The sequence below is a fragment of the Eubacterium sp. BL-380-WT-2B genome (genome assembly GCF_009696115.1).
Lineage (GTDB): Bacteria > Bacillota > Clostridia > Eubacteriales > Eubacteriaceae > Eubacterium > Eubacterium callanderi.
The window spans coordinates 213,475-235,032 of sequence record NZ_VUMP01000009.1; the positions used below are offsets into that span (position 1 = coordinate 213,475).

The window sequence follows — 21,558 nt, forward strand, 5'->3', positions numbered from 1 at the left end:
AGTAATATCAGGGGCGCCAGATAATCAGCACTTGATTTTCATCATATCTCAGGTAGCGGACTCCAGACTCGTTTAAAATATCACTTTCCTCAATGCCGGCCAGTGCGCGGTCCATCATACCAGGCTCTGTAAACCGGGCTTCCATCACACTGCCGTTGTCGAGCGTACCCCTCAGGGTATCAAGAAAACGTGTCTGTTCATCTGCGCTATTTAAATCGAAAAGCATATTTTCCCGGACATAATAATTATCCGCTGTTGCCGTGAAGCCTGGGTAGGTGCTCAGGGTATTATCAAAGGTATGGTTTTTCAAAAGCTCTTCTGTTGTCAGGCCAAAATAGACATACTCGATGTTCAGCGGCGGGTCTGCACGAAGGGCCGGGTCCTCCCGGGTTATATCGTCAAAGCTTGGATCATCCCAGGTTGCGTCCACATAATAGTATTCACCGTCCATCTGTACCAGATTCCAGGCATGTGGGCCTCTGCCCACTGCGTTGCCTGTGACATAATTTGAAAAGATCCCGATGTCTTTGAGCACATACTGCAGAGCCTTGCTGTAACCGGCACAGACAGAACGGTTATTTAAAAAGACTGAGCATATATTCTGGTTGTCCTCTGAATTCAGATCATATTCGGTATGGCTGACGATAGCGTCATGGACAGTCTTGACCTTGGTATAATCATCCATTTCCGGTGTAATACCAGACTTGATCTGTGTTACCGCCGCATCAATTTCGCCCTGGCGCCGTTTGATTTCATCGGTATTATAATGATAATTAAAATTGACATCTGTCACCATACTTGTTTCCTGGTCATAGTGATAGGTGTAGCTGTCCAGCCAGAAATACTCTGGTTTATCCTGTTGAATGGCTGTCCAGACACGGTTCAGGCTATCTACCGATATTTTGTTATCGCCAAGCTCTACCGTACTCTCATAATTGTCCAGCTTGTCGGTCAATCGAAGATAGGCTTTCCTCTCATCTTCATTCAGCTGTGAAAAGCCACTGTAAGGGTTGGATAAAAAGTGATCCTCTGCCATTATCTGACTTAAGCGTTCATCTGTAACAGCGTCCTTATCCTTTGGGGTGAAAAAGGATACCCCTACCAGCCCAACGGTTATGACGATCAGCACTGCAAACACGACTTTAATGATTTTTTTAAACATCCACACCGTCTCCTTTTTATTATTACTCTCTATTATACCGGGAATATCGTTTTTGCACAATAAAAAAGGCAGGCAAAAGCCTGCCATAGAAATCGGCGTTTCTTTTTCTTTTTTAACGGTACGCTGTCTTCAACGCTTTTGCCAGAACCTTGGGGTCACGCTTATAAGGCGTCACTGGGATAATGGGCTTCTTAATGTCGAACAGAGTATAGATTGCGGTTCTGGCTGCTCTTACAGAGTACTCTTCTGTAAAGACCATGTCCTCAGGAATTTCTACAAACTGGCTGATCATGGCAAAATTAGTGGAGCCTTCCGGAACCACTGCGGGTCGGTCACTCATGGCCCTTGGCTGGAACTGGGCATCAATATAAGGCATCATGCACGGTACCACATTGACAACGGAGTCCATCAATTCTTTTTCATGTTCTTCAAAGTGAAGCTGGTGGATCAGTTCTTTTAAAATTTCAGCACCGGTGCAATCCTTCATCGGTTTCTTAACATAATCGCCTTCCTGGTCAGGGTACAGGCCATAGCCCCAGAAGATTGTGGTGTCCATGGGCTGGTTTCTAAAATGCGGCTGAGCGGCCACGACAATGCTCATAAGCCAGCTGGAATCCTTAAAGGTCATTAAGGCCCCGCTTCCAGGGATATTGCCGGAGTAGTCCTCGATCATCTTAAGGAATTGATTGCCCTTACAGGTAACTGTAAAGCTTTCCCATTTTGTTTCCTGCACGTTGCCAAAGAAAGGCTCTGGATTTCCAAGTCCGGCTTTCTTCGCGGCAATTTTACCCCAAAGCTCACCAGACATGGAGGGTTCTTCCGGCTCCGGCGCTGGTTTTTTCATATCGCCAAGCGTTGCGCTGTCTGTCATGCAGCCATTGGTGACAATGCACACATCGCCATCCTTCAGGGTGATTTCTTCCGGTTTACCCTTCTTTTCCACATGAATGGCAGTGGCAGTAATCTCTTCGCTGTCCTTAAAGTCAATATCGACAACCTTGGTATTAATCTCGAACTGGACGCCGTGATCTTTTAAATAGGCCTTAAGAGGAAGAATCAGGCTGTCATATTGATTGTAAGGCGTACGGGTGACACCCTCCAGTGTCTCGATACGGCTGAATTCCAGAATCATTCTTTCCATATAGCGTTTAAGCTCAAACAGGCTGCTCCATTTCTGGAAAGCAAAGGTAGTCTGCCACATATACCAGAAATTGGTTTCAAAAAAATGAGGGGTACGGTTAAACCAGTCCTCAATGGTCAGGTTATCCAGATCCTTTTCCGGGGTTGCCAAAAGTCTGGCCATGGCCATACGGTCTTCATTGTTAAAGCCCATGCTGTAAACATCTAAAATTTTTCCATCCTTGTCAATAAGACGGGCCCGCGCATGGGTTGGATGGGCATGGTCAAAATTCAGGATTTCTGTGGTGACATCACGGTCCGGGTTGTCCAGAGATGGAATGGAAGAAAACAGATCCCAGAAATTTTCATAGGTCTCTTCATTCAGCATTCTCCCGCCGCGGCATACAAAGCCTTTTTCTGGCGTGCCGATACCATCATTACTCCCGCCGAGGATATCCATCCCCTCAAGGATATGGATGTTTTTACCCTTAAAGTTAGCATCGCGCACCAGATAGGCGGCGCCGGCCAGGCTCGCAATGCCGCCTCCCACAAAATAGACCTGTTTATCACCGTAATCACGGTTCTGGACCACATTTTCGATTTCTTCTTCCTGCTGTCTGCGCATTTTTTTAGTTGCTGCCACTGTTGTTGCCGCCACCGCTGCTGCTGCAGCAGCACCGGCACCAGCAGCCAGAGCTTTACCTAATTTATCTTTGTTCATGATTCATAACTCCCTTCGATTGTTCGCTTTTGTTACGGTAAGTATAATACCCCAAAAGCCCGGCTGTCACCTTACGAGTCTGGACATTTGTCAAAAAAAGTGACAAAACCAATGGATTGTCTTAAATTTAATGCTGAAGCTGAATGAAAGCTTAAAAAGCCTTTTTGTGTTATAATAATCACATTAACACTTCGGAGGTTTTACAATGAGCGTCACTGTCGCGGATTTATTAAAGCTGCCCTGTCTCAGGGAAGCCCGGGTGGCAGGCGGCCACAAGGGGCTTGGCCGTTTTGTAGGCTCCATCTCTGTTCTGGAGTACGCTGATCCTGGCGCCCTGGTGGACAGCTTTTTTGAAAATCCATCCTTTGTGCCGGGCAGTGAGGTTGTGGTCAGCGGTTTTATCAATATAAAGGATGATGTCGATACCCAGTGCCATGTGCTCAAACGGCTGAGTGAAGGGGGCGAGGCTGCCCTTATTCTTTATTATGTTGGTATTTACCTGCCCTCCATTGATAAAAGGCTTGTTGATCTGGCTGACACTCTGGGCTTTCCCCTTATCTGCATGCCAGAAAACCGGCTGGATTTCAGATACAGCGAGGTTATTACCCAGACCATGGAAACCATCTTTATGGATCAGAACAAAGATCCGCATTTTGTGAGCGCCATGCTGGAACGCATCACCCAGCTTCCTGACAACAGGCGTACCCTGGGCAATGTGCTGCGCATGCTCAGCGACCGCCTGCGTTCCTCTCTCATCCTTTTTGACCATACCCTTAACCACCCTGAAATTGCAGCCTGGCCTATCTCAGCAGCGGAGTATATCACCAATGTTCTTCCAGAACTCACCAGGGAAGGCCTGAGTTCCGGCTCTCTTGTATTAGCGGAAGAAAACCTAACGCTGTACAGCACCGTCCTGCCGGTTCTGACCGACCATACGCCCAAAATGAATCTGGTGCTGGTATCTGAAAATCCTGTTCAAAGCACGGCTGCTCTTGAGGACGCTGCTGAGGTTCTATGTCTTTTTATCAACATCTGGAATAAAAAAGAGGGCACCATTGGCTACAGTGAGCTGATCCGTTCCATTTTAAATGACGAACCTCTGAAAATGCGCCGCCTTGCCGATATTCTTGGCATTGATGTCGCATCGATCCACACCATGTGGCTTGTCCGGCCCGAAAATGGTCTCAAACCCACCGCTTTGGCACAGCTCAACGAACAGGTTTTAAAAATCTGCCGCGATTTTATGCAGCGCCAGCATCTGGCAGGCCCCTCAGATATTTATGACAACACAGTGGTGCTTTTTATCCAGGACACGCCTTTATCCTCACAAATGCTGGCCCATGCCGAAAACCTGATGGCCTGTCTGGAGGAAGAAGCCTTTCCGGTCAGCTTTGGCTTTTTTACAAACCAGCCCGATACTTCCAGTGTGCGCAAAAGCTTTTTACTCTATCAAAATCATCTGAAAAACGCCCGTATCCTCTACCCTGCCAGCGCCTTTCTCTCCCAGGCAGAGCTGAGTTTTACCGCCGATTGTGCCGAGACTATCGCCAGGGGTGAAGCCATGGTCAGGCAGGTCACCGCTCCCATTGAGCCGCTGCTCCATACTGATTCCACCATACAGGAAGATCTGCTGGCAACCCTGTCAGTCTATCTCCTCGACGCCCAGGCCAATGTCAGCCGGACGGCCGAGCTTCTGTACCTGCATAAAAACACGGTGAAGTACCGGCTTCATAAAATTAACAGCCTTCTGGGATATCTGGTGACTAAAATGCCGGAGAGCAACCAGCTTTATACAGCCCTGGCAGTCAGGCGGCTGTTAGATGGCCAGTAGATGCCTTTGTCCTTTTGGACAAAAGCATCTTTTTTATTTTATCCCATTGGCCCATTACTTTTATTTTTACTTTGTTTATACTGTAACCATTGCAGATAAAACGGATAAAAGGAGAATAAAATTGAGAACGCTTGGTATTAACGAAATCGAAGATATCGCTCTGGGCGCATCCCTTTTGGGTGCTGGCGGCGGGGGCGATCCCTATATTGGCAAGCTCATGGCTATGGACGCCATCAAAACCTGCGGCGATGTCACCATGCTTGACCCTGAGGAAATCGCTGATGATGACCTGGTTATTCCCATCGCCATGATGGGAGCACCCACTGTACTTGCCGAAAAAGGCATAAACGGCAGTGAGTACAAACGCCTTTATGATATGGTCAGCCAGTTCTATGGCAGAGAAATCAGGGGCTTCTTTCCCATCGAAGCCGGCGGTGTCAACAGTATGCTGCCCATTGCGGCTTCCGCCCGTCTTGGCATCCCACTCGTGGATGTTGACGGGATGGGGCGGGCCTTTCCAGAGCTTCAGATGGTTACCTTTACCCTGGGCGGCGTCAGCGCAACACCCATGGCCCTGACCGATGAAAAAGGCAATACCTGTATTTTTGAAACCATCACAAATAAATGGACCGAAGACCTCGCCCGGGCGGTCACTATGACCTGCGGCGGGTCAGTCTGTATTGCCCTGTACGGCATGGACGGAGCCACCATGAAAAAATGGGGAGTCAAAAACATCATCACCCGCTCCCAGAAGCTGGGCGCTGCTATCCGGGGCATTAAACAGCTTGATAAAAGCCAAACACCCGAAGCAAGCTTTCTTACGCAGACCGGCGGCTACAAAATCTTCAAAGGCAAAATTACCGATGTGCTGCGTGAAACCACCGGCGCCTTTAACCTTGGCCATGTTATGCTGGACGGTATTTCTGAATACCGGGGACAGCAGGCCGAGGTAACCTTCCAAAACGAAAACCTGACCGCTACAGTCAACGGCCGTATAAAGGCAACGGTTCCAGACCTGATCTGCCTGGTCGATACGGAAACCTTTATTCCTGTGACCACTGACGCCTTAAAATACGGCAAACGGGTTATGGCTGTGGGACTGCCCTGCTATGATCTATGGCGCACACCACAGGGGCTTGAGATGGTCGGCCCGCGTTATTTTGGCTGTGATACAGACTATATTCCTCTGGAAGAACGATTATCTGGAAAGGAGATTGCATCATGTACAAAATAGGAATTGACGTTGGCGGCACCAATACCGATGCGGTTATCGTAGATGAAAACCGGAACATCATCGCGGGTATTAAGCACACCACCTCTGAAGATATTTATTCCGGCATTCTGGGCGCCTTGAAGGATGTTCTCCGTGAAGCCGATATTGACCGCACACAGGTTCATCAGGCCATGCTTGGTACTACCCAGTGTACCAACGCCATTGTGGAGCGTAAAAAACTGGCTCCGGTAGCTGTAATCCGCCTGGCAGCGCCGGCCATGCAGGGAATCATGCCCATGGTGGACTGGCCAGAGGATCTGACAGATTTTGTCATTGCCACTGCGACAGTGGCCGGTGGTTACGAGTTTGACGGCAAAGAAATTGCCGCGTTTGACGAAGCCGCCGCGCGCACTTTCTTTGAAAAGATCAAGGGTAAAACCCAGTCCATTGCCATTTCCTGTGTTTTCTCCCCCGTACGGAATGAGCATGAAGAGCGCTGTGCGGAGCTGGCCCGGGAAGTCCTGGGGCCGGATATTCACATTTCAAAATCCAGTGAAATCGGAACACTAAGCTTTATCGAAAGAGAAAATGCGACCATCCTGAACGCTGCCCTGTATGAAGTTGCCGAGAGCTTTACGGAAGGCTTTGCCAAAAGCCTGGCCGACGAAGGCATCGAAAACGCCGATGTTTTTCTGAGCCAGAACGACGGGACCCTTATGACCATGGACTTTGCAAGACGGTATCCCATCCTCACCATTGCCTGCGGGCCTACCAATTCTATCCGCGGCGCCTCCTATCTGAGCCGTCTCCACGATGCTGTTGTCATCGACGTGGGCGGCACTACAACAGACTTTGGTGTCATTCAGCATGACTTCCCGCGCGAAAGCAGTGTTGCCGCCACCATCGGAGGTGTGCGGACAAATTTCCGCATGCCGGATGTTATATCCATCGGCCTCGGCGGTGGGTCCATTGTCCGTGAAGAAAACGGTGAAATAACAATCGGGCCAGACAGTGTGGGTTATCAGATAACTGAGAAAGCCCTGGTCTTCGGCGGAAATACCATAACCGCCACCGACATCGCAGTCCGTCTGGGTATGGCCAGGGTGGGCGATCCATCAAAAGCGGATATCCTTGAGCAGAATTTTGCTGAGAGGGCCATGGCTGTTATCCGCGAAATGATCGAAGACAGTATTGATCAGATGAAAATTTCCAACGACGATATCGACGTGGTGCTGGTGGGAGGCGGCTCCATCATTGTCCCGGAAGAGCTTGCGGGTACCCGCCAGGTGGCAAAGCCAGAGCATTTTGGCATTGCCAATGCCATCGGCTCTGCCATCTCCAAGGTCAGCGGTACCTATGAAAAACTGGTATCCTACGATGAAGTTCCCAGAGATGAAGCCCTGGAAAATGCCAGGGAAGAGGCTTCAAGCCTGGCTGTTGCGGCCGGGGCCATCCCCGGGACTGTAGCCATCATTGATGTTGAGGATGTTCCTCTGGCCTACTATCCCGGCAATACCAGCCGTCTGAAGGTTAAGGCGGCCGGTGATCTGGCATAGTTTTCCGTAATAAAGGGCCCCGGCTGTCACGAAACAGCCAGGGCCCTTTTCACGTTTATTTTTTTACAGGGACATAAATCTCGGTAATATTCTCTTCAGGCAGTACCCGTGAGGGGTCCGTCTGATAAATTTCATAAGGGGCTCCCGAAACAGTGTAGCCTTCCTCTTCAATCCACTCTCTTATTTTTGCGTAAACAGAGGGCAGTTCAGTATAAGCTCCCCTTAATACGGACATGACACATAAGCCGCCCTCCAGGATACGGGTGCTTTCCTCCGCCTCCCTGATGGCGACAGCGTCCTCCATATCATAGTTTTCAGGATCATAAACCTCATCATGAAAAATACTCATGGGGCCGGCTGTAAGTGTCAACCCTTTTTCCTGAACGGTTGTCATCAGTTCCATCATATATTTTTGTGAGTCCCTGACATTCATTTTCTTTCTTATGGATAAAATGGGCGTGGGCTTTGTTTCAACGAGCTTGACTTCAATCTGTTCTAAATAGGCCATAATGTGTTTACCTCTTTCTAAGTTTGAAATATCTTTTTCCAGCAGAGAGAGAAGCATCTGATAATGCTGCGCCGCCTCCCTCAGACCTGCCTCCTTCTCTCTGATCCGCGAGAGAATAAAGGTGTTATCCTCGGGATTCTTAAGCACTTCAGCAATTTCGTCCAGCGAGAAACCATACCATTTCAGCTTGCCTATGAGCAAAACTGTCTCCAGCTGGCTGGTTGAATAATAACGGTATCCGTTCTCATCATTGACATAAACCGGTTTGATCAGGCCGATTTCATCATAATACCGGAGAGTTTTAGTGGTAACATTACTGATTTTTGAAAATGCACCAATGGACAGCATTTTGTTCCTCCCTTTGCAATTCATTGTTCGAACATGCCTTAAGTATACACATTCCAGTTACTGGAAAGTCAAGCACTGTTTTAAAACTTTTTAAAAAAGCCTGCCTTTCTACCCGGCAGGCTTTATGCTGTTCTACTCAAACTTCATCTCAATATCGGTCTTGAGGGCCAGTCCCGCTTCAGCCTCCATGGCCTTAATCACGCCGACAGCCACCGGACAGGCCGGATGCTTCATATGCTTTGCAAAGATCTTATACACGGTATTGCTGTCATATTTTTCTTTACTACAGATTCTCAAAGCATCCAGCGGCTCTGCCAGATCATCATTTACAGCCTTGTAATGAGGGCATTCCGATTCAACGGTCACCTTAACCTTGTAAGGCTTTTCGGTTTCAGCTTTAATGACTGTGTTAAAGCCGCAGGGGCCAGCATTCAATTTCAGGGTTGTCATTTTTTCACTCCTTCTTAAAATCTTACCCTTATCATATGCCTTTTTGCCACAAAAAACAACATTAAACTTTTTAATGACCAGACAGGCTTCCAACATCAAAAAAGCCCCCGGCGAACCGGGGACAAGGGAAGGTGGCGTCTTTATTTACTGTTCAAGCGCAACCTTGATGCCGCCTTCTTTTTCAACAATGGCCTGTCCTTCATCTGTCATTAAGAAATCTAAGAAGGCTTTTGTCTGATTGTTGAGACCGTCAGTCTTATAAACGGCCAGGAACGGTCTGGATACCGGATAGCTTTTGTTTACAACATTATCGACGGTAGCTTCGACATTGTCTACATTTACCTTTTTAACGGTGTTGTCCACAAAGGTTAAGGATACATAGCCAATGGCATTTTCATTTCCAGCGACTGTGGATTGTACGTTTCCATTACCTTCTTTAATGGTAGCGTCTGGTTTTAGTTTATCCTCAAATTTTAACAGTTCTTCGACCGCGGAACGGGTGCCGGAGCCATCTTCTCTGGATACGACCACGATCGGGGCATCGTTGCCGCCAATCTGGCTCCAGTTTGTGATTTCTCCAGTATAAATCTTTGTTAAGTCTGCTGAGCTAATGTTGGTGACCGGATTGGATGGATGTGTGATCATGGCAATACCGTCATAGGCAAAAACCAGCTCGGTCAAACCGGATTTTTCTTCATCTTTCAGTTCTCTTGAAGCACATCCAAAAGCATAGGTGCCTTCCGTTGCTCCCTTGATCCCGTCAGATGAGCCGGTACCGCTGTATGTAAATTTGACATCTGGATTCTGAGCAGCGAATTCGTCGCCTGCCGCTTCGATGATTTTCTGGACTGAGGTGGAGCCTCCGCCATTGATTTCACCGGAAATGGCCGCTGAGGAGCTACCTGTACTGTCTCCCCCGCCACTGCATCCTGCAAACGCAAATGTTCCGACAACCAAAGCCATGGTCAGGCCTGCTAAACGTTTTTTTAATCCCATTTAATTTCTTCTCCTTTGAAATTTAATTTCTTAAGTTGTGCTTAACTACGAGATTAATCATACCAGAGAAAAATGCGACTTTGGTTTTGGATCGGTAAAGAAAAGGTTAAAGCTCTGTTAAATCCGGCTAGAGTACATCAAACGAAAATATCCCCGGCTTGGGGGAGCCGGGGATATTAACAATAAAAGGTATAAGGAAAATTTTGGGGAGATGTAAGTAAGAGGTATGCAGTAATAATATACCCTGATTTTGGTTTTTAAACCGATAGTATACGCCAATTTTTGTTTTTCCTTATTTTTATGATACACTTTCGAGATGGTGCTTAATAGCGCACCCCACTATTTCAGCTTCCCTGTATTTGGACAGCTTTCTTTCAATCATCCAACATATATTTTTCTTTATATTCATCTGTGTGCTCAATCAGACAGATTCGTACGCCATTCGGGTCTAAGACAAAGGTTTGTTTTCCGACTGTAGTGGGAATTACAGGACCGGTTGTCTGGTAGCCGTTTTTCTCAAGATGTCGGATCATTTCATCAATATCATCCACATCTGTTCCAATTGAATACAATCCTACCGGAAAATTGGTATTCTCGATCAATTCGACACTGGCGCCTTCACTTTCCATGATAGTAATGCACCCACCGTTTGGAAGATCGACATGGTACCTTTCTTTAAAACCTAAAACATCTCTGTAAAACTTCACAGATTCCTCTAAACTTTTTACGATCATCGTTGAATATTGTACTTTAACGGTCACTCCATCCACCTGCATCCTTTCAGTTTTTTTATTTCACCGTTTATGATTACTTTATTGACAATAAACTGATTTTTATTATCTATATTTATGCGCGCTGTCTTAAAATTTATTGCTATAATTTCATTATACCGCTTTCTTTTGAGCATAACAACTTATTTGTTCCCTTTTGATACACCACCTGAGAAACTTCCCTCAAGCTAAGACGCAGGCCATCGGAAAAATCATAAGCACTTTAAACCTTCTATATAGAATTCCGTTGCATTTACACTGTTTATTCACAGAAAAATGGGATATGCTTTATACAAAGCTTTAAGCTTCTACGCAATTAGTAGAAATCAAAAAATGGAGGGGTTTTATGACAATACCAGAAATTATGAAGAATCGGATGTGTTTTTCTTTTGAGGTTTTTCCGCCAAAGGAGGGGCAGCCGCTTGAGCCGCTGCTGGATACACTTGATCATCTCTATGCGTTCAAGCCGGATTTTATCAGCTGTACCTATGGCGCCGGCGGAACCAACGCAGGCAGAAATGTGGAAATTTGCAAGGCCATTAAAGACAGTGGCGCAACGATCCCCATCACCCATTTTACCTGTATTGGGAATTCTAAGGATAAGATCCGGGATGAACTCAGAAATTATCTGTCACTGGGCGTAGATCATATTCTGGCGCTGCGGGGCGACTTTCCAAAGGGCAGTGCTTCGACAGGCGGAGATTTTAATTATGCCAACGAGCTGATCGCTTTTATAAAAGAAGCGTTTCCAGAGTTCAGCATTGCCATGGCCGGAGATCCGGAAAAGCATTTTGAAGCCAGCAGCTTTGATGAGGATATTGCCCATCTGCGCATAAAGCAGGATGCCGGCGCTGATTTTATTATGACACAGCTTTGCCACGATGTTGCCCACTATGAGTGGTGGGTCGAAAAAATCCAGAAAGCGCATATCACATTGCCGGTTGATGTCGGTATTATGCCGGTTCTGGCTAAAGACCCGACCATCCGCATGGCGGTATCCAATGGCAGCTCCATTCCAAGAGACCTGGCTGAAATTATTGCCCGCTATGGCGATAATCCTGAAGACTTTAAAAAAGCCGGCATGGAGTATACCGTCAAACAGATCCACCGCTTTATAAGCGCCGGAATCGACGGGCTGCACATCTATTCCCTTAACAAATGGGCAGACATTTCCGAGATTGTCCGCGCTGCCGGCATCCGTTGACCAATAGCATTGAAAGATCGGACTTTGCTTTTCTTTAAAGTCACTCTTAAGCTATATTCATTATGATAATGATAAAATAAACCATAGAAAGAAGGCATTTCTTATGAAATTAAGTGCTCGCAACCAATTGGCCGGAAAAGTCGTCTCGATTAAAGAAGGCGCCGTAAACGGCATTGTTGTTTTAGATATCGGCGGCGGAAACCAGATTTCCTCCACCATCTCCATGGATTCCATCCGGGAACTGGGCTTACAGGTTGGCTCTGACGCCTATGCGGTGATCAAAGCGACCTCTGTCATGATCGGTATTGATGACTAGTATTAAAAAACCAGGACGTCTTCATTAGAAGCGTCCTGGTTTTTTAGAGCTGTGCTTTATACGCATCCAGCAGTGCTGCGTATTCCCTGTAGGGAACCTTGTACTTCTTTGCGCAGCCACAGCCAAGCCCTACGCAATATGGTTCCAAATGCACCTCTATCCAGTCGTCCAGATCCAGATTACCATCAAACTGAGACCATATTTTTGACTCGGCCTTTTCCCGGTTTGAATCGAAGGGGTAACGAACCCCCACAAAGCGCGGGCTGTAGGAAAGCTCAATAATATCATCATCCCGAACGTTTTTGTCATTTTCATCCCGCCGTTTTTCGGCCTCTGCCTGCAGCTCCTCGATCTCTTTATCAAGACTTTCAATCTGCTCCAGATAAGCTGCCTGCACGCTTTCGGGGATAGCCACATAGAGGGCCTGTCCTTTTTTATTTTCAATGCCGAACTGCTCCTCTATCCACTTGGCCATACCAAACTTAAAGCATAGCGCAGGACCTTCTTTTTTATTGGTTTCGGCATAACAGCTGATAAAAGCCGGATTTTTCAGGGCTTCACCGTTTACCATGACCTGTTCACATTTATAGCCGCGCAAAGTCGTTTTCTTGGCGGCGTCCTCATCGGTTAAAGGAGCTGTGCGGAGTTCAAACACGGCATTTTTACCACCCAGCTCTGTTTCAAATCTAAATTCCATCCATTCTACCTCATTCTGTCAATTTTCCTCGTCTATTATACACCTTACGTCCAAGAATTTCAGCAAAAATTCAAGATAAAAAGTGGTTTATAAAACTGTTTTATCTGGATTTAAGGGCGTGAATAATGCCCATATACAAAAAAGGCAGAGAATATAAAAAATCCTCTGTCTTTTTCAGCGGCGGCCTAAGCCTGCTGCCTTCTCTTAACATCCTCTAAAAATGCTTCCAGGCTTCTGTCGTGGAGCTTTTCTCCTTCTTCGGAAAACAGGCAGCCTGGTATCTGTCCCCGGCCCCGATGCTTGGCGATACATTCACAGCAGTAGCCATGCTGTTTACAGCCAAATTCGGTACAGGTACAGCCCTGCTCATTTTTCTCCCTCCGGCAGATACGCTCTTCGGCAGTTTCGGGTGCCTGACATGTATTGCAGCTCATGATCATATTCCTCCTGATTTGTTTTTCAGGATTATTATATCACAGTGCCCGGCACTTTGAAAACTTTCCTTCTTTTTCTCCCACAATATCCCATCTTAACTATAGGCTTTTGCACAATTTTATGATATTATTTTAGGAAGTATAAAAATTAAGAATCACAACAGGAGAGAATAGATGGAGACAAACGAAAAAACCAATTTTATTATCAACGCCATTGATGAGGATAACAAAAACCATGTGTATACCGACGAGCGCGTACACACTCGTTTTCCACCCGAACCCAATGGCTATTTACATATTGGCCACGCCAAGGCCTCTTTGCTGAACTACCGAATCGCCAAAAAATACAACGGAAAGTTTAACCTGCGTTTTGACGACACCAACCCTGTCAAGGAAGACATTGAATATGTCAACTCGATCAAAGAAGATTTATCCTGGCTGGGCATTGACTGGGAAGACCGTCTCTACTTTGCGTCTAGCTATTTTTCAAAAATGGCGGAATACGCCGTTGAGCTCATTAAAAAGGGCCTGGCCTTTGTAGATGACTTAAACGCAGACCAGATTCGTGAATACCGCGGCACACTCAAGGAGCCTGGTAAGGAAAGCCCCTTCCGCAACCGCTCTGTATCCGAAAACCTTGAGCTTTTTGAAAAAATGAAGGCCGGCGAATTTGACGAGGGCGTCAAAGTGCTCCGGGCTAAAATCGACATGGCCAGCCCGAATATGAACATGCGCGATCCGGTCATTTACCGTATCCTGCACACCAAGCACCCCAACACCAACGAAGACTGGTACATTTACCCCATGTACGATTTTGCCCATCCGGTGGAGGATGCCATCGAAGGCATCACCCATTCCCTCTGCACCCTGGAATTTGAAGACCACCGTCCTTTCTACGACTGGGTTCTGGCCAACCTGGACGACTTTAAGGCCGAGCATCCCCGCCAGATCGAATTTGCAAAGCTGAACCTGTCCGGTACCATTATGGGCAAACGCTACCTGAAAAGACTGGTCGATGAAGGCATCGTGGATGGCTGGGATGACCCGAGGCTGGCGACCATCTCCGGTATGCGCCGCCGTGGCTATACACCGGAGGCTATTCAGGCTTTCTGTGAGGAGATCGGCGTCGCCAAGGCAAACTCCACTGTAGACATCGCCATGCTGGAGCATTTTATCCGCGACGACTTAAAACTTAAAGCCCCGCGTGTCAATGCTGTACTCGATCCGCTCAAGGTTACCATTACCAATTATCCTGAGGGTCAGACCGAGTGGCTTGAAATTGAGACGAATCTGGATGTACCGGAAATGGGCATGCACAAAATGCCTTTCGGACGTGAAATCTATGTTGAAAAATCAGACTTTATGGAGGTTCCGGTTAAAAAATACTTTCGTCTCTTCCCTGGCAATGAAGTTCGCCTGAGAGGCGCCTATTTCATTACCTGCAACGAGGTCATCAAGGATGAAAACGGCGAGGTCATTGAGCTCAAATGTACTTATGACCCCGAAACAAAATCCGGCTCAGGCTTTACCGGGCGCAAGGTCAAGGGTACCATCCACTGGGTATCTGCTGACTTGGGAAAACAGGTCGAGGTTCATATGCTGAACCCGCTGCTTAAAGATGAAGAAGGCTTTGACGCTGACACCTTCCTTGATAAGATTAACCCGGACTCACTGAAAAAGATCACCGCCTGGGTAGAACCGCGTGTGCTGGAAGCCAGCCCCTATGACAAGTTCCAGTTTGTCCGCCAGGGTTATTTCTCCGTTGACCCTAAATATTCAACCGAGGGAAATCCTGTCTTTAATCAGGTCGTGCCGCTTAAAAGTTCCTGGCGTCCAGGTAAGTAATCCGCATTCAATCGCGTTTATCATAAGGAGTAAATATGATTTGGTCACTAAAAGAAACCCTGCCCCGCGAAGAAATTCGCGAAATTCAATTTAAACGTCTGAAAAAAACACTCAAGCACGTCTATAAAAATGTGCCTTACTACAGAAACCTGTTTAAGGCCAATAAAATCAAGCCCGATGATATCCGTTCTCTGGAGGACCTGCGTTTCCTGCCTTTTACCACCAAGGAGGATCTACGGATGAACTATCCTTTCGGGCTGTTCGCGGTGCCAAAGGAAAAAATCGTGCGCTACCATGCGTCCTCCGGCACCACCGGCAACCCCACCGTTGTAGGCTACACCAGAAAGGATCTTGAAACCTGGGCCGAGTGTATTGCCCGTCTGGTTACCATGGGTGGCGTTACGAAACGCGATACTGCGCATGTATCCTTTGGCTACGGCCTGTTCACCGGCGCTTTTGGCCTGCACCAGGGCCTTGAAAAGGTTGGGGCCGGCGTTGTGCCCATGTCCAGCGGCAATACCCAGAAGCAGATAAAAATCATGAAGGATTTTGGCGCCACTGTACTCATCGGCACGCCTTCCTACGCGCTGCGCCTGGCCGAGGTGGCCCAGGATATGGGCCTGGACCCGGCGACGGATTTAAACCTGCGGGTCGGCTGTTTTGGCGGTGAAGGCTCCACCGAGGCCATGCGCGCCAAGATTAACGAGGCCTTTGGCCTGTTTGCCACTGAAAACTACGGGATGAGCGAGCTCATCGGACCCGGTGTTTCCGGTGAATGCCACGCGCTCACTGGCATGCACATCAATGAAGATCACTTTATCGCAGAAATCATTGACCCTGTGACCTTGGAGGTTCTGCCTGAAGGGGAAACCGGCGAGCTGGTCATTACCCCCATCACCAAGCAGGCGCTGCCGCTGATCCGTTACCGCACAAAGGATATCACCCATCTCGATTATTCCCCCTGTGCCTGTGGCCGTACCAATGCCCGCATGGCCAAGATTGAAGGCCGTACCGATGATATGCTCATCATCAGCGGTGTCAATGTCTTCCCGTCCCAGATCGAGGAAGTGCTGCTGAGTATTGACGGCATTGGCTCCAACTATCTGATTACCGTCAGCAAGAAGGGGTACCTGGATAAAATCGACATTGACGTGGAGGTTGGCGCCTATGACTTGCTGGATTCTGTCACCAAGCTGGATGCACTCTATGCCGAAATCAAGACCAAGCTTCATACCATCCTGGGGATTCATCCGACCGTCCACCTCGTTGAACCAAAGAGCTTAAAACGTTCCGAAGGAAAGGCCCAGCGTGTCCTTGACCTTCGCAATGAAAAATAAGGAGGCCCGATATGTTAATCAAACAATTATCCATTTTTATTGAAAACAAAAAAGGACATCTTGCCAGCATCACAAAGGTGATCTGTGACGCCGGAATCGATATCCGGGCAATCTCGGTCTTTGACAGTTCCGAATTTGGCATACTGCGCCTGGTCGTCAACGACCCCTACAAGGCCGCTGAGCTTTTAAAGGAAGCTGGCCATGTGGCCAAAATGACCGATGTGCTGGCAGTTGAGCCCGAGGATCGTATCGGCGCCATGTACCGCATTTTTGACACTTTATCCGAGAACGACATCAATGTGGAATACGTCTATTCCTTTGTCATGCGCAATCAAAGCGCCATGCCCCTGGTCATCATGAAAACAAACGACCAGGAAAAAGCCATCGAGGTGCTCAAGAACTCTGGTGTCATCGTTCTGCCAAAGGAAGATGTCTATCAGGTCGACTGAAAACTGCTTTTACAGATAAAAAATCACAGGGCCGCTGCTCTGTGATTTTTTACTATACATGGTTCTCAGCCATGGCTGCTGCCTGCTGTTCGGTGTTCTACGGCGATGTGGTAGCGTTTTATTTTATGCTGGAGGTTTTGTCTGGAAATCCCCAAAATTCTGGCGCTTTTGGAAATATTGTAGCAGTTCTCGGCCAGCACATCCAATAAAAGCTTTTTTTCATAGGCATGAAGGGCTTCTTTTAAGTCGCGTGTTCCTGTTTCTTCGCCTTTCATTTTTTCACCTCCATTTTATCCAAATATCCGCGCATAGGCTTCGGGGTCAAAGGGAACCTTTCGTCCGATGCAGTCATATTTCTTGCACAGACTACAATTATCATAATCCGCATCGCTTGAAAAGAGCAGCTCTGACACCGAGTATCCCGGCTGCATATAGTTTTTTTCTGTCAGCCGAACCCCGATGGTCTCTGTCACGTCGCCGATGATCTCAAAAAGCGCGGGATTGTTGGCGATCGGCCAGTCTGGCAGTGAGCCCGGATTCAAACGTCCCATATGGTCAAAGGCAAAATGCTCTTTTAAATAGCGGTCCACCGCCGCGCGGGCCTCTCTGAGCGCGGCATATTTCAACAGATTGCGCACCTCATCTGAAGGCTCCTGTAGGGCGTCCAGCTCGTCACCAGCAGTTACCACTGTGGCAAAAACCCGTTCGATTCCTTCTAGCTTTTCCGCCAGCAGACGGCTTTCAAAAATTTTATGCGCAACCTGCACCCGGTCATCGCCAAGGGCCTTTACGGCGCACCATTTAATGATGGCCCTGGGCCTTACAAGCTTTTCGGCCGCTGCTGCCCATCGAAGAAGCTCGCTGTAAACCTGTGATTGGGGATCAATGTGTTTATCCTCTGCAAAGGCCTCGATGTCATAAAAGATTTCCATGGGGTTAAATACGATTTTTTCCATTTTGTTTTCCGCCTTTCTCGCGATCACTTTTTATCATCAAGCAGATTACCACGGCTGAAACTGCCATTACCAGCATGAGCTGATAGGCCAGAGTAAAGCTGCCTGTTGCCTTTTTAATGATACCGCCCGCATAATTGCCGATCATGGAGCCCAGCCCCAGCGAAAGGTTCAACAGCCCGAACAGGCGGGCTGTTTTATCCGGCGGCAGAATTCTTGAAACATAGGTAGGGTGCAGTCCAAAAATACCATTGTAGGTCAGTCCAAAAATAGCACAGGCCAAAAGCGCGGCAGCCGCGCCGTCTAAAAAGACCACTGAGGCAATGGACAGCACCGATATCCCGTAGGTTATGATCATGGCTGTTTTGGCCGAGGTGCGGTCCGCCAGCATACCGGCCATAAGCCCGCTGAAAATGCCGATAAAGCCAAACAGGCTCCAGCAAAGTCCTGAAACCTGCTCACTGAGCCCCAGATCCTCCTGCATAAGAGGCACAATGTAGCTTTGAAAGGGGATCAGATAAAGACCAGAAATCACAAGCAGAGCCACCAGCAGCAAGTAATGCCGCCAGACACTACCGGCGGGCTGTCCTCCCTGCGCAACCGGTCCGGGCTTATGCCCTGACTCCGCCAGCCCAGGACCCTCTGGGCTCTTTTTCCCGAGCGCCGTGACTGCATAAATTCCTATAGCTCCCAGAATAAGGCTGATTATCCCAAAGACCAGCCACACTGTGTGCCATGTACCGTATTTAAGGAGCCACGGAATAAGCACCCCGTTTAAAATCAAGCCAAAGGAGGTTCCGCTTGAGATAATCCCCAGGCTCTTTCCCCGGTTTTTCTCCTGGATATTTTCTGCCACAAAGGCCACCATGGGGATCCAGGAGGTAGCGGCAAAAATCCCCTGGAGGGTAACAATACAGAGCAGTACCCATGGGTTATTCACAAACGCCAGTAGTGTGACGCTGAGGCCGCAGAGCACTACCGAGCCTCCAGTCAAACGCCTGACGCTGACCACGCTGCAGAGCAGCCCGCCAAGCAGTGAAAACAACAGATAGGCGCCCTGATGAAAGGCGTTAATCCGGCCTACAAATTCATAGTCAATCCCCAGCTCTTTCACAATATCCGGGGTAATCATCGAAAAAATATATCTTCCAAAAGCAAAGGTAATCGTGATAAAGCCTGTCAGGCAGCAGACATAAATAAGCTCTCTGCGTCTTTCAGTCATGATGATCCCTTCCTTCTGTCATTCAGTTTTTAAAAATATCCTTGGCTTCCCATCTCTCCGGAATCCGCGTCTCTATAACGTCGCATACCATTTCTTCATAGCCTGTTTATGTTTTATGGAGGTTTTTTAACCCGCTTTTTTTCTACATTCATTATACTTTCCTTTCCCTGTTTTAAACAAGCCTTTTCTGCCTAAAACAAACTAAATTTCCTGACATTATACCAACGCAATTTTCGTGCCAGTTCCTTCAATATTTTCAAGGAAAGTCTGATTTTCATCATACCTAAAATATCTTATAAAATCACAATTATTTTATAAAAACAGACTGCATATTCTTTTGTCAGGCCTTTTTTACTGCATAAACCCATTACACGCAAAGTCACATGACACCCTCCCTATTAAAGCCATTGTCAACGTTTTACAAACCGCAATTTAAAAAAGCGCCAAATATTTTGCATCCAATATGTCTTAAATAACAGCAAAAAATAGAAAAATCTTGAGCTTTTTCAGACATTTTTTAACAAGCCGGACGCTCTGACCTCAGGGAATGATCTCCACATGAATATACCCGCTGCCGTAATAGGGCAGCACGTTCAACCCGCAGTCCTTTGCCCCGGCGGCCAGATCCCCAACACCCACCCCAGGGCAGTAGAGATCCGCCGCGCAGCCCCGCTTGTGGAAGGACCAGCTGACGCCTCCAACCTCCTCATTGCGAGCTTCGCACCGCACGCCTGAGGTGATGATGACCGGCCGTCCAAAATAGCACCGCAGGGCTTCGATCTTCTCTAAAAGCTCGGGCTCCACAACGCAGGGCCAGCCGTCGCAGTAGCCCGCACCGTCGCACCGATATTCTTCCATGGCAAAATGGGGAGATGCCATGAGGGGTTCTCTTTGTTCGGGTTCTGGCGCTTTTGGTTCTTCTGTCGCCCCGGTCGGGATTTCCGGCTCAGCGGGCGGCTCCGGCTCTGGCGGCCCCACTGTCTGCTCTGTTGTGGACACTGGATGCTCTGTCCTTAGGGTTAGTTGCCCGAAAAAGACCAGAACAGTCAATGCACAGGCTGCTATCAGTGTGAATACCACACCTTTTTTATATGTGTTCATTTAATTTTCCTTTCTTTTCTAGTTTGTTCTAGTTTGTCCCTTTCGCTATTAAAAAAAGGGCTTTCGCCCCTTTTTTACGCTGTTTCCTCAATGACCACGTCAGTTTTTGTGGTGTCGACCTTCACGGCCCCGGTCACCTTGACCAGCCCAAACCCGTCGGGCAGAAAGGCGCCCTGGTCCACAATGGCCTGGGCCCCGGTCTTGATCTCGGCGTCGGTGATGCCCTCCTTGTAATCGGGAATGGTGATTTTAAACTCCTTCCCGTCCGCGCGCTGAAAATAGATGGTTAAATCTTTATTGGTTGTTGGCATTTTTTAGTCTCCTTCTAATTTTAAATTTTGTGGTTCTGGCTTAAATCGCCGCTTTTCCACTACGCTACTTCGATAAATTCTTCCGCGGTCACCTTTACCTGCTTCTCTCTGATGGGCTCCTGCATGCCAGTGATAGCTTTGGCGGTGCCCACGAAGGCTTCGTCGGTGACGGCGGGGTCGACGTCGCCGTAGGTCTTTGAGGACTTGACGATCTTCCCTTCTTTCTCGCCATGGTTGACGGTCACCTTCATCCCTACGGATTCAACGCTTTTTTCGATTGCCATTTTTCTTACCTCCTGAATTGTTTTTTGTATCTGGCGTTTTGCCTTACACTTATACAATCCGTTTTTGGGGTACAAAAAGGACATGGTGGTTTGAAAAAAATAAAATTTAAGTTTTTATTAAGCTTTAGAGAAATTCTCTGAGTTTTCTAAAAGCGCTCCGGCAGGCCCGGGTCATCATGGACGGATTCACACCTTCTTCCTTTGCCAGCTCTGTCAGATCCCCTTTCTGCTGGTAAAAATACTGAAAAGCTGCCTTCTGGCGGGGCGGCAGCTTCTCGTAGACCTGGACCAGACGCTGGTTTTTCTCTTTTCGCAGATATGCCTCTGCCACATCAGTTTTCTCATCTATAATCAACTCGATCAGCGCTATGGCTCCGCCTTCTCCTTCTATCTGCCGGTCCAGGGATTCCTCTGGCTTGATGGACCTTTCAAACCGCCCCTCTCGCCGCTTTTTAAAGTAGTTGGTGAGCCGTGACCGGATGAACACCTGAAAGTAAATCCGGGCGTCCAGTTCAAAATCACGGAGGGCTTCCAGGAAAACGCAGACAGCGTCCTGGTAAGCGTCCTCATATTCCTTTTGATCATACACATACTTTTGTATGGTCGTTAAAATCAGCGGCTGGAAGGCAAAGATCAGCTTTTCCTTTGCCTGTTGATCGCCTGCCTTCGCTTTTTTTACCAGCCGCTCTAAGCCGGTGTAGTCTTCTGAATCATCGTTTTGTTTCAAACTT

23 protein-coding genes are annotated in these 21,558 nt (G+C 47.8%); 8 read left to right on the top strand and 15 right to left on the bottom strand.

What is annotated here, in order from left to right; all coding sequences use genetic code 11:
- Positions 1–7 precede the first annotated feature (7 nt).
- Both FYJ53_RS18395 and FYJ53_RS18400 read right to left on the bottom strand, forming a co-directional pair.
- A complete protein-coding gene (locus FYJ53_RS18395; RefSeq protein ID WP_195840275.1) occupies positions 8–1,162 on the bottom strand; it encodes a transglutaminase domain-containing protein in 1,155 nt (384 codons plus the stop codon).
- A gap of 112 nt (positions 1,163–1,274) precedes the next feature.
- Positions 1,275–3,002, bottom strand: coding sequence for an oleate hydratase (locus tag FYJ53_RS18400; RefSeq protein ID WP_154557598.1), 1,728 nt, complete (start codon positions 3,000–3,002; stop codon positions 1,275–1,277).
- Positions 3,003–3,207: 205 nt separating this feature from the next.
- Here FYJ53_RS18400 and FYJ53_RS18405 point away from each other — a divergent pair, with 205 nt between their 5' ends.
- From FYJ53_RS18405 to FYJ53_RS18415, 3 genes are all read left to right on the top strand, one after another.
- Entirely contained in the window at positions 3,208–4,833 is a 1,626-nt protein-coding gene (locus FYJ53_RS18405; RefSeq protein ID WP_154557599.1) for a PucR family transcriptional regulator, read from the top strand.
- 121 nt (positions 4,834–4,954) lie between these two features.
- Positions 4,955–6,067 carry a DUF917 domain-containing protein gene (locus FYJ53_RS18410; protein ID WP_090412986.1) on the top strand — a complete coding sequence of 371 codons (1,113 nt, stop codon included), beginning with the start codon at positions 4,955–4,957 and terminating at the stop codon, positions 6,065–6,067.
- A complete protein-coding gene (locus tag FYJ53_RS18415) occupies positions 6,055–7,602 on the top strand; it encodes a hydantoinase/oxoprolinase N-terminal domain-containing protein (RefSeq protein ID WP_090412610.1) in 1,548 nt (515 codons plus the stop codon). Before FYJ53_RS18410 ends, FYJ53_RS18415 begins: the two co-directional genes overlap by 13 nt.
- Before the next feature lie 55 nt (positions 7,603–7,657).
- Here the strand turns inward: FYJ53_RS18415 and FYJ53_RS18420 are convergent, their stop codons facing one another.
- The 4 genes from FYJ53_RS18420 to FYJ53_RS18435 all read right to left on the bottom strand — a co-directional run bounded on the left by FYJ53_RS18420 (position 7,658) and on the right by FYJ53_RS18435 (position 10,680).
- Positions 7,658–8,458 (bottom strand): MerR family transcriptional regulator, encoded by an 801-nt coding sequence (locus FYJ53_RS18420; protein WP_154557600.1) that lies wholly within the window; start codon positions 8,456–8,458, stop codon positions 7,658–7,660.
- Positions 8,459–8,590: 132 nt separating this feature from the next.
- Entirely contained in the window at positions 8,591–8,908 is a 318-nt protein-coding gene (locus FYJ53_RS18425) for a hypothetical protein (protein WP_013380667.1), read from the bottom strand.
- Positions 8,909–9,052: 144 nt separating this feature from the next.
- The gene (locus tag FYJ53_RS18430; RefSeq protein WP_148430679.1) at positions 9,053–9,904 is read right to left on the bottom strand and encodes a phosphate ABC transporter substrate-binding protein; all 852 of its coding nucleotides are present in this window, start codon (positions 9,902–9,904) and stop codon (positions 9,053–9,055) included.
- Positions 9,905–10,278: 374 nt separating this feature from the next.
- Positions 10,279–10,680 (bottom strand): VOC family protein, encoded by a 402-nt coding sequence (locus tag FYJ53_RS18435; protein WP_148430676.1) that lies wholly within the window; start codon positions 10,678–10,680, stop codon positions 10,279–10,281.
- A 340-nt stretch (positions 10,681–11,020) separates the two neighbouring features.
- Here FYJ53_RS18435 and FYJ53_RS18440 point away from each other — a divergent pair, with 340 nt between their 5' ends.
- Both FYJ53_RS18440 and FYJ53_RS18445 read left to right on the top strand, forming a co-directional pair.
- Positions 11,021–11,878, top strand: coding sequence for a methylenetetrahydrofolate reductase (locus tag FYJ53_RS18440; RefSeq protein WP_148430674.1), 858 nt, complete (start codon positions 11,021–11,023; stop codon positions 11,876–11,878).
- A 103-nt stretch (positions 11,879–11,981) separates the two neighbouring features.
- Positions 11,982–12,194 (top strand): molybdopterin-binding protein, encoded by a 213-nt coding sequence (locus FYJ53_RS18445; RefSeq protein ID WP_013380675.1) that lies wholly within the window; start codon positions 11,982–11,984, stop codon positions 12,192–12,194.
- Between the two features lie 43 nt (positions 12,195–12,237).
- On the opposite strand, the gene FYJ53_RS18450 is transcribed toward FYJ53_RS18445, so the two are convergent.
- Both FYJ53_RS18450 and FYJ53_RS18455 read right to left on the bottom strand, forming a co-directional pair.
- Positions 12,238–12,891: a hypothetical protein gene (locus FYJ53_RS18450; protein WP_013380676.1), complete on the bottom strand. Its 654-nt coding sequence runs from the start codon at positions 12,889–12,891 to the stop codon at positions 12,238–12,240.
- A 185-nt stretch (positions 12,892–13,076) separates the two neighbouring features.
- Positions 13,077–13,325, bottom strand: a complete 249-nt coding sequence (locus FYJ53_RS18455; protein WP_013380677.1) for a DUF6485 family protein — start codon at positions 13,323–13,325, stop codon at positions 13,077–13,079.
- Positions 13,326–13,499: 174 nt separating this feature from the next.
- Between FYJ53_RS18455 and FYJ53_RS18460 the strand changes: the two genes are divergently transcribed.
- The 3 genes from FYJ53_RS18460 to FYJ53_RS18470 are packed head-to-tail and all read left to right on the top strand — an operon-like array spanning position 13,500 to position 16,956.
- Positions 13,500–15,170, top strand: coding sequence for a glutamine--tRNA ligase/YqeY domain fusion protein (locus FYJ53_RS18460; RefSeq protein WP_148430672.1), 1,671 nt, complete (start codon positions 13,500–13,502; stop codon positions 15,168–15,170).
- 35 nt (positions 15,171–15,205) lie between these two features.
- On the top strand, positions 15,206–16,507 hold the full coding sequence (locus FYJ53_RS18465) for a phenylacetate--CoA ligase family protein (RefSeq protein ID WP_148430670.1): 1,302 nt from the start codon (positions 15,206–15,208) through the stop codon (positions 16,505–16,507).
- 11 nt (positions 16,508–16,518) lie between these two features.
- Positions 16,519–16,956 carry an amino acid-binding protein gene (locus FYJ53_RS18470; RefSeq protein WP_013380680.1) on the top strand — a complete coding sequence of 146 codons (438 nt, stop codon included), beginning with the start codon at positions 16,519–16,521 and terminating at the stop codon, positions 16,954–16,956.
- 65 nt (positions 16,957–17,021) lie between these two features.
- On the opposite strand, the gene FYJ53_RS18475 is transcribed toward FYJ53_RS18470, so the two are convergent.
- From FYJ53_RS18475 to FYJ53_RS18505, 7 genes are all read right to left on the bottom strand, one after another.
- A complete protein-coding gene (locus FYJ53_RS18475) occupies positions 17,022–17,231 on the bottom strand; it encodes a helix-turn-helix domain-containing protein (protein ID WP_013380681.1) in 210 nt (69 codons plus the stop codon).
- Between the two features lie 15 nt (positions 17,232–17,246).
- Entirely contained in the window at positions 17,247–17,912 is a 666-nt protein-coding gene (locus FYJ53_RS18480; protein WP_013380682.1) for a hypothetical protein, read from the bottom strand.
- Positions 17,893–19,131, bottom strand: coding sequence for an MFS transporter (locus FYJ53_RS18485; RefSeq protein ID WP_148430668.1), 1,239 nt, complete (start codon positions 19,129–19,131; stop codon positions 17,893–17,895). Before FYJ53_RS18485 ends, FYJ53_RS18480 begins: the two co-directional genes overlap by 20 nt.
- A 540-nt stretch (positions 19,132–19,671) precedes the next feature.
- Positions 19,672–20,232, bottom strand: coding sequence for a D-Ala-D-Ala carboxypeptidase family metallohydrolase (locus FYJ53_RS18490; protein WP_154557601.1), 561 nt, complete (start codon positions 20,230–20,232; stop codon positions 19,672–19,674).
- A gap of 74 nt (positions 20,233–20,306) precedes the next feature.
- Complete coding sequence (locus FYJ53_RS18495; RefSeq protein ID WP_013380687.1) at positions 20,307–20,543, bottom strand: DUF2922 domain-containing protein; 237 nt, start codon at positions 20,541–20,543, stop codon at positions 20,307–20,309.
- A gap of 59 nt (positions 20,544–20,602) precedes the next feature.
- On the bottom strand, positions 20,603–20,827 hold the full coding sequence (locus FYJ53_RS18500; RefSeq protein ID WP_148430664.1) for a hypothetical protein: 225 nt from the start codon (positions 20,825–20,827) through the stop codon (positions 20,603–20,605).
- Positions 20,828–20,951: 124 nt separating this feature from the next.
- The gene (locus FYJ53_RS18505) at positions 20,952–21,554 is read right to left on the bottom strand and encodes an RNA polymerase sigma factor (RefSeq protein WP_148430662.1); all 603 of its coding nucleotides are present in this window, start codon (positions 21,552–21,554) and stop codon (positions 20,952–20,954) included.
- Positions 21,555–21,558: the final 4 nt, after the last annotated feature.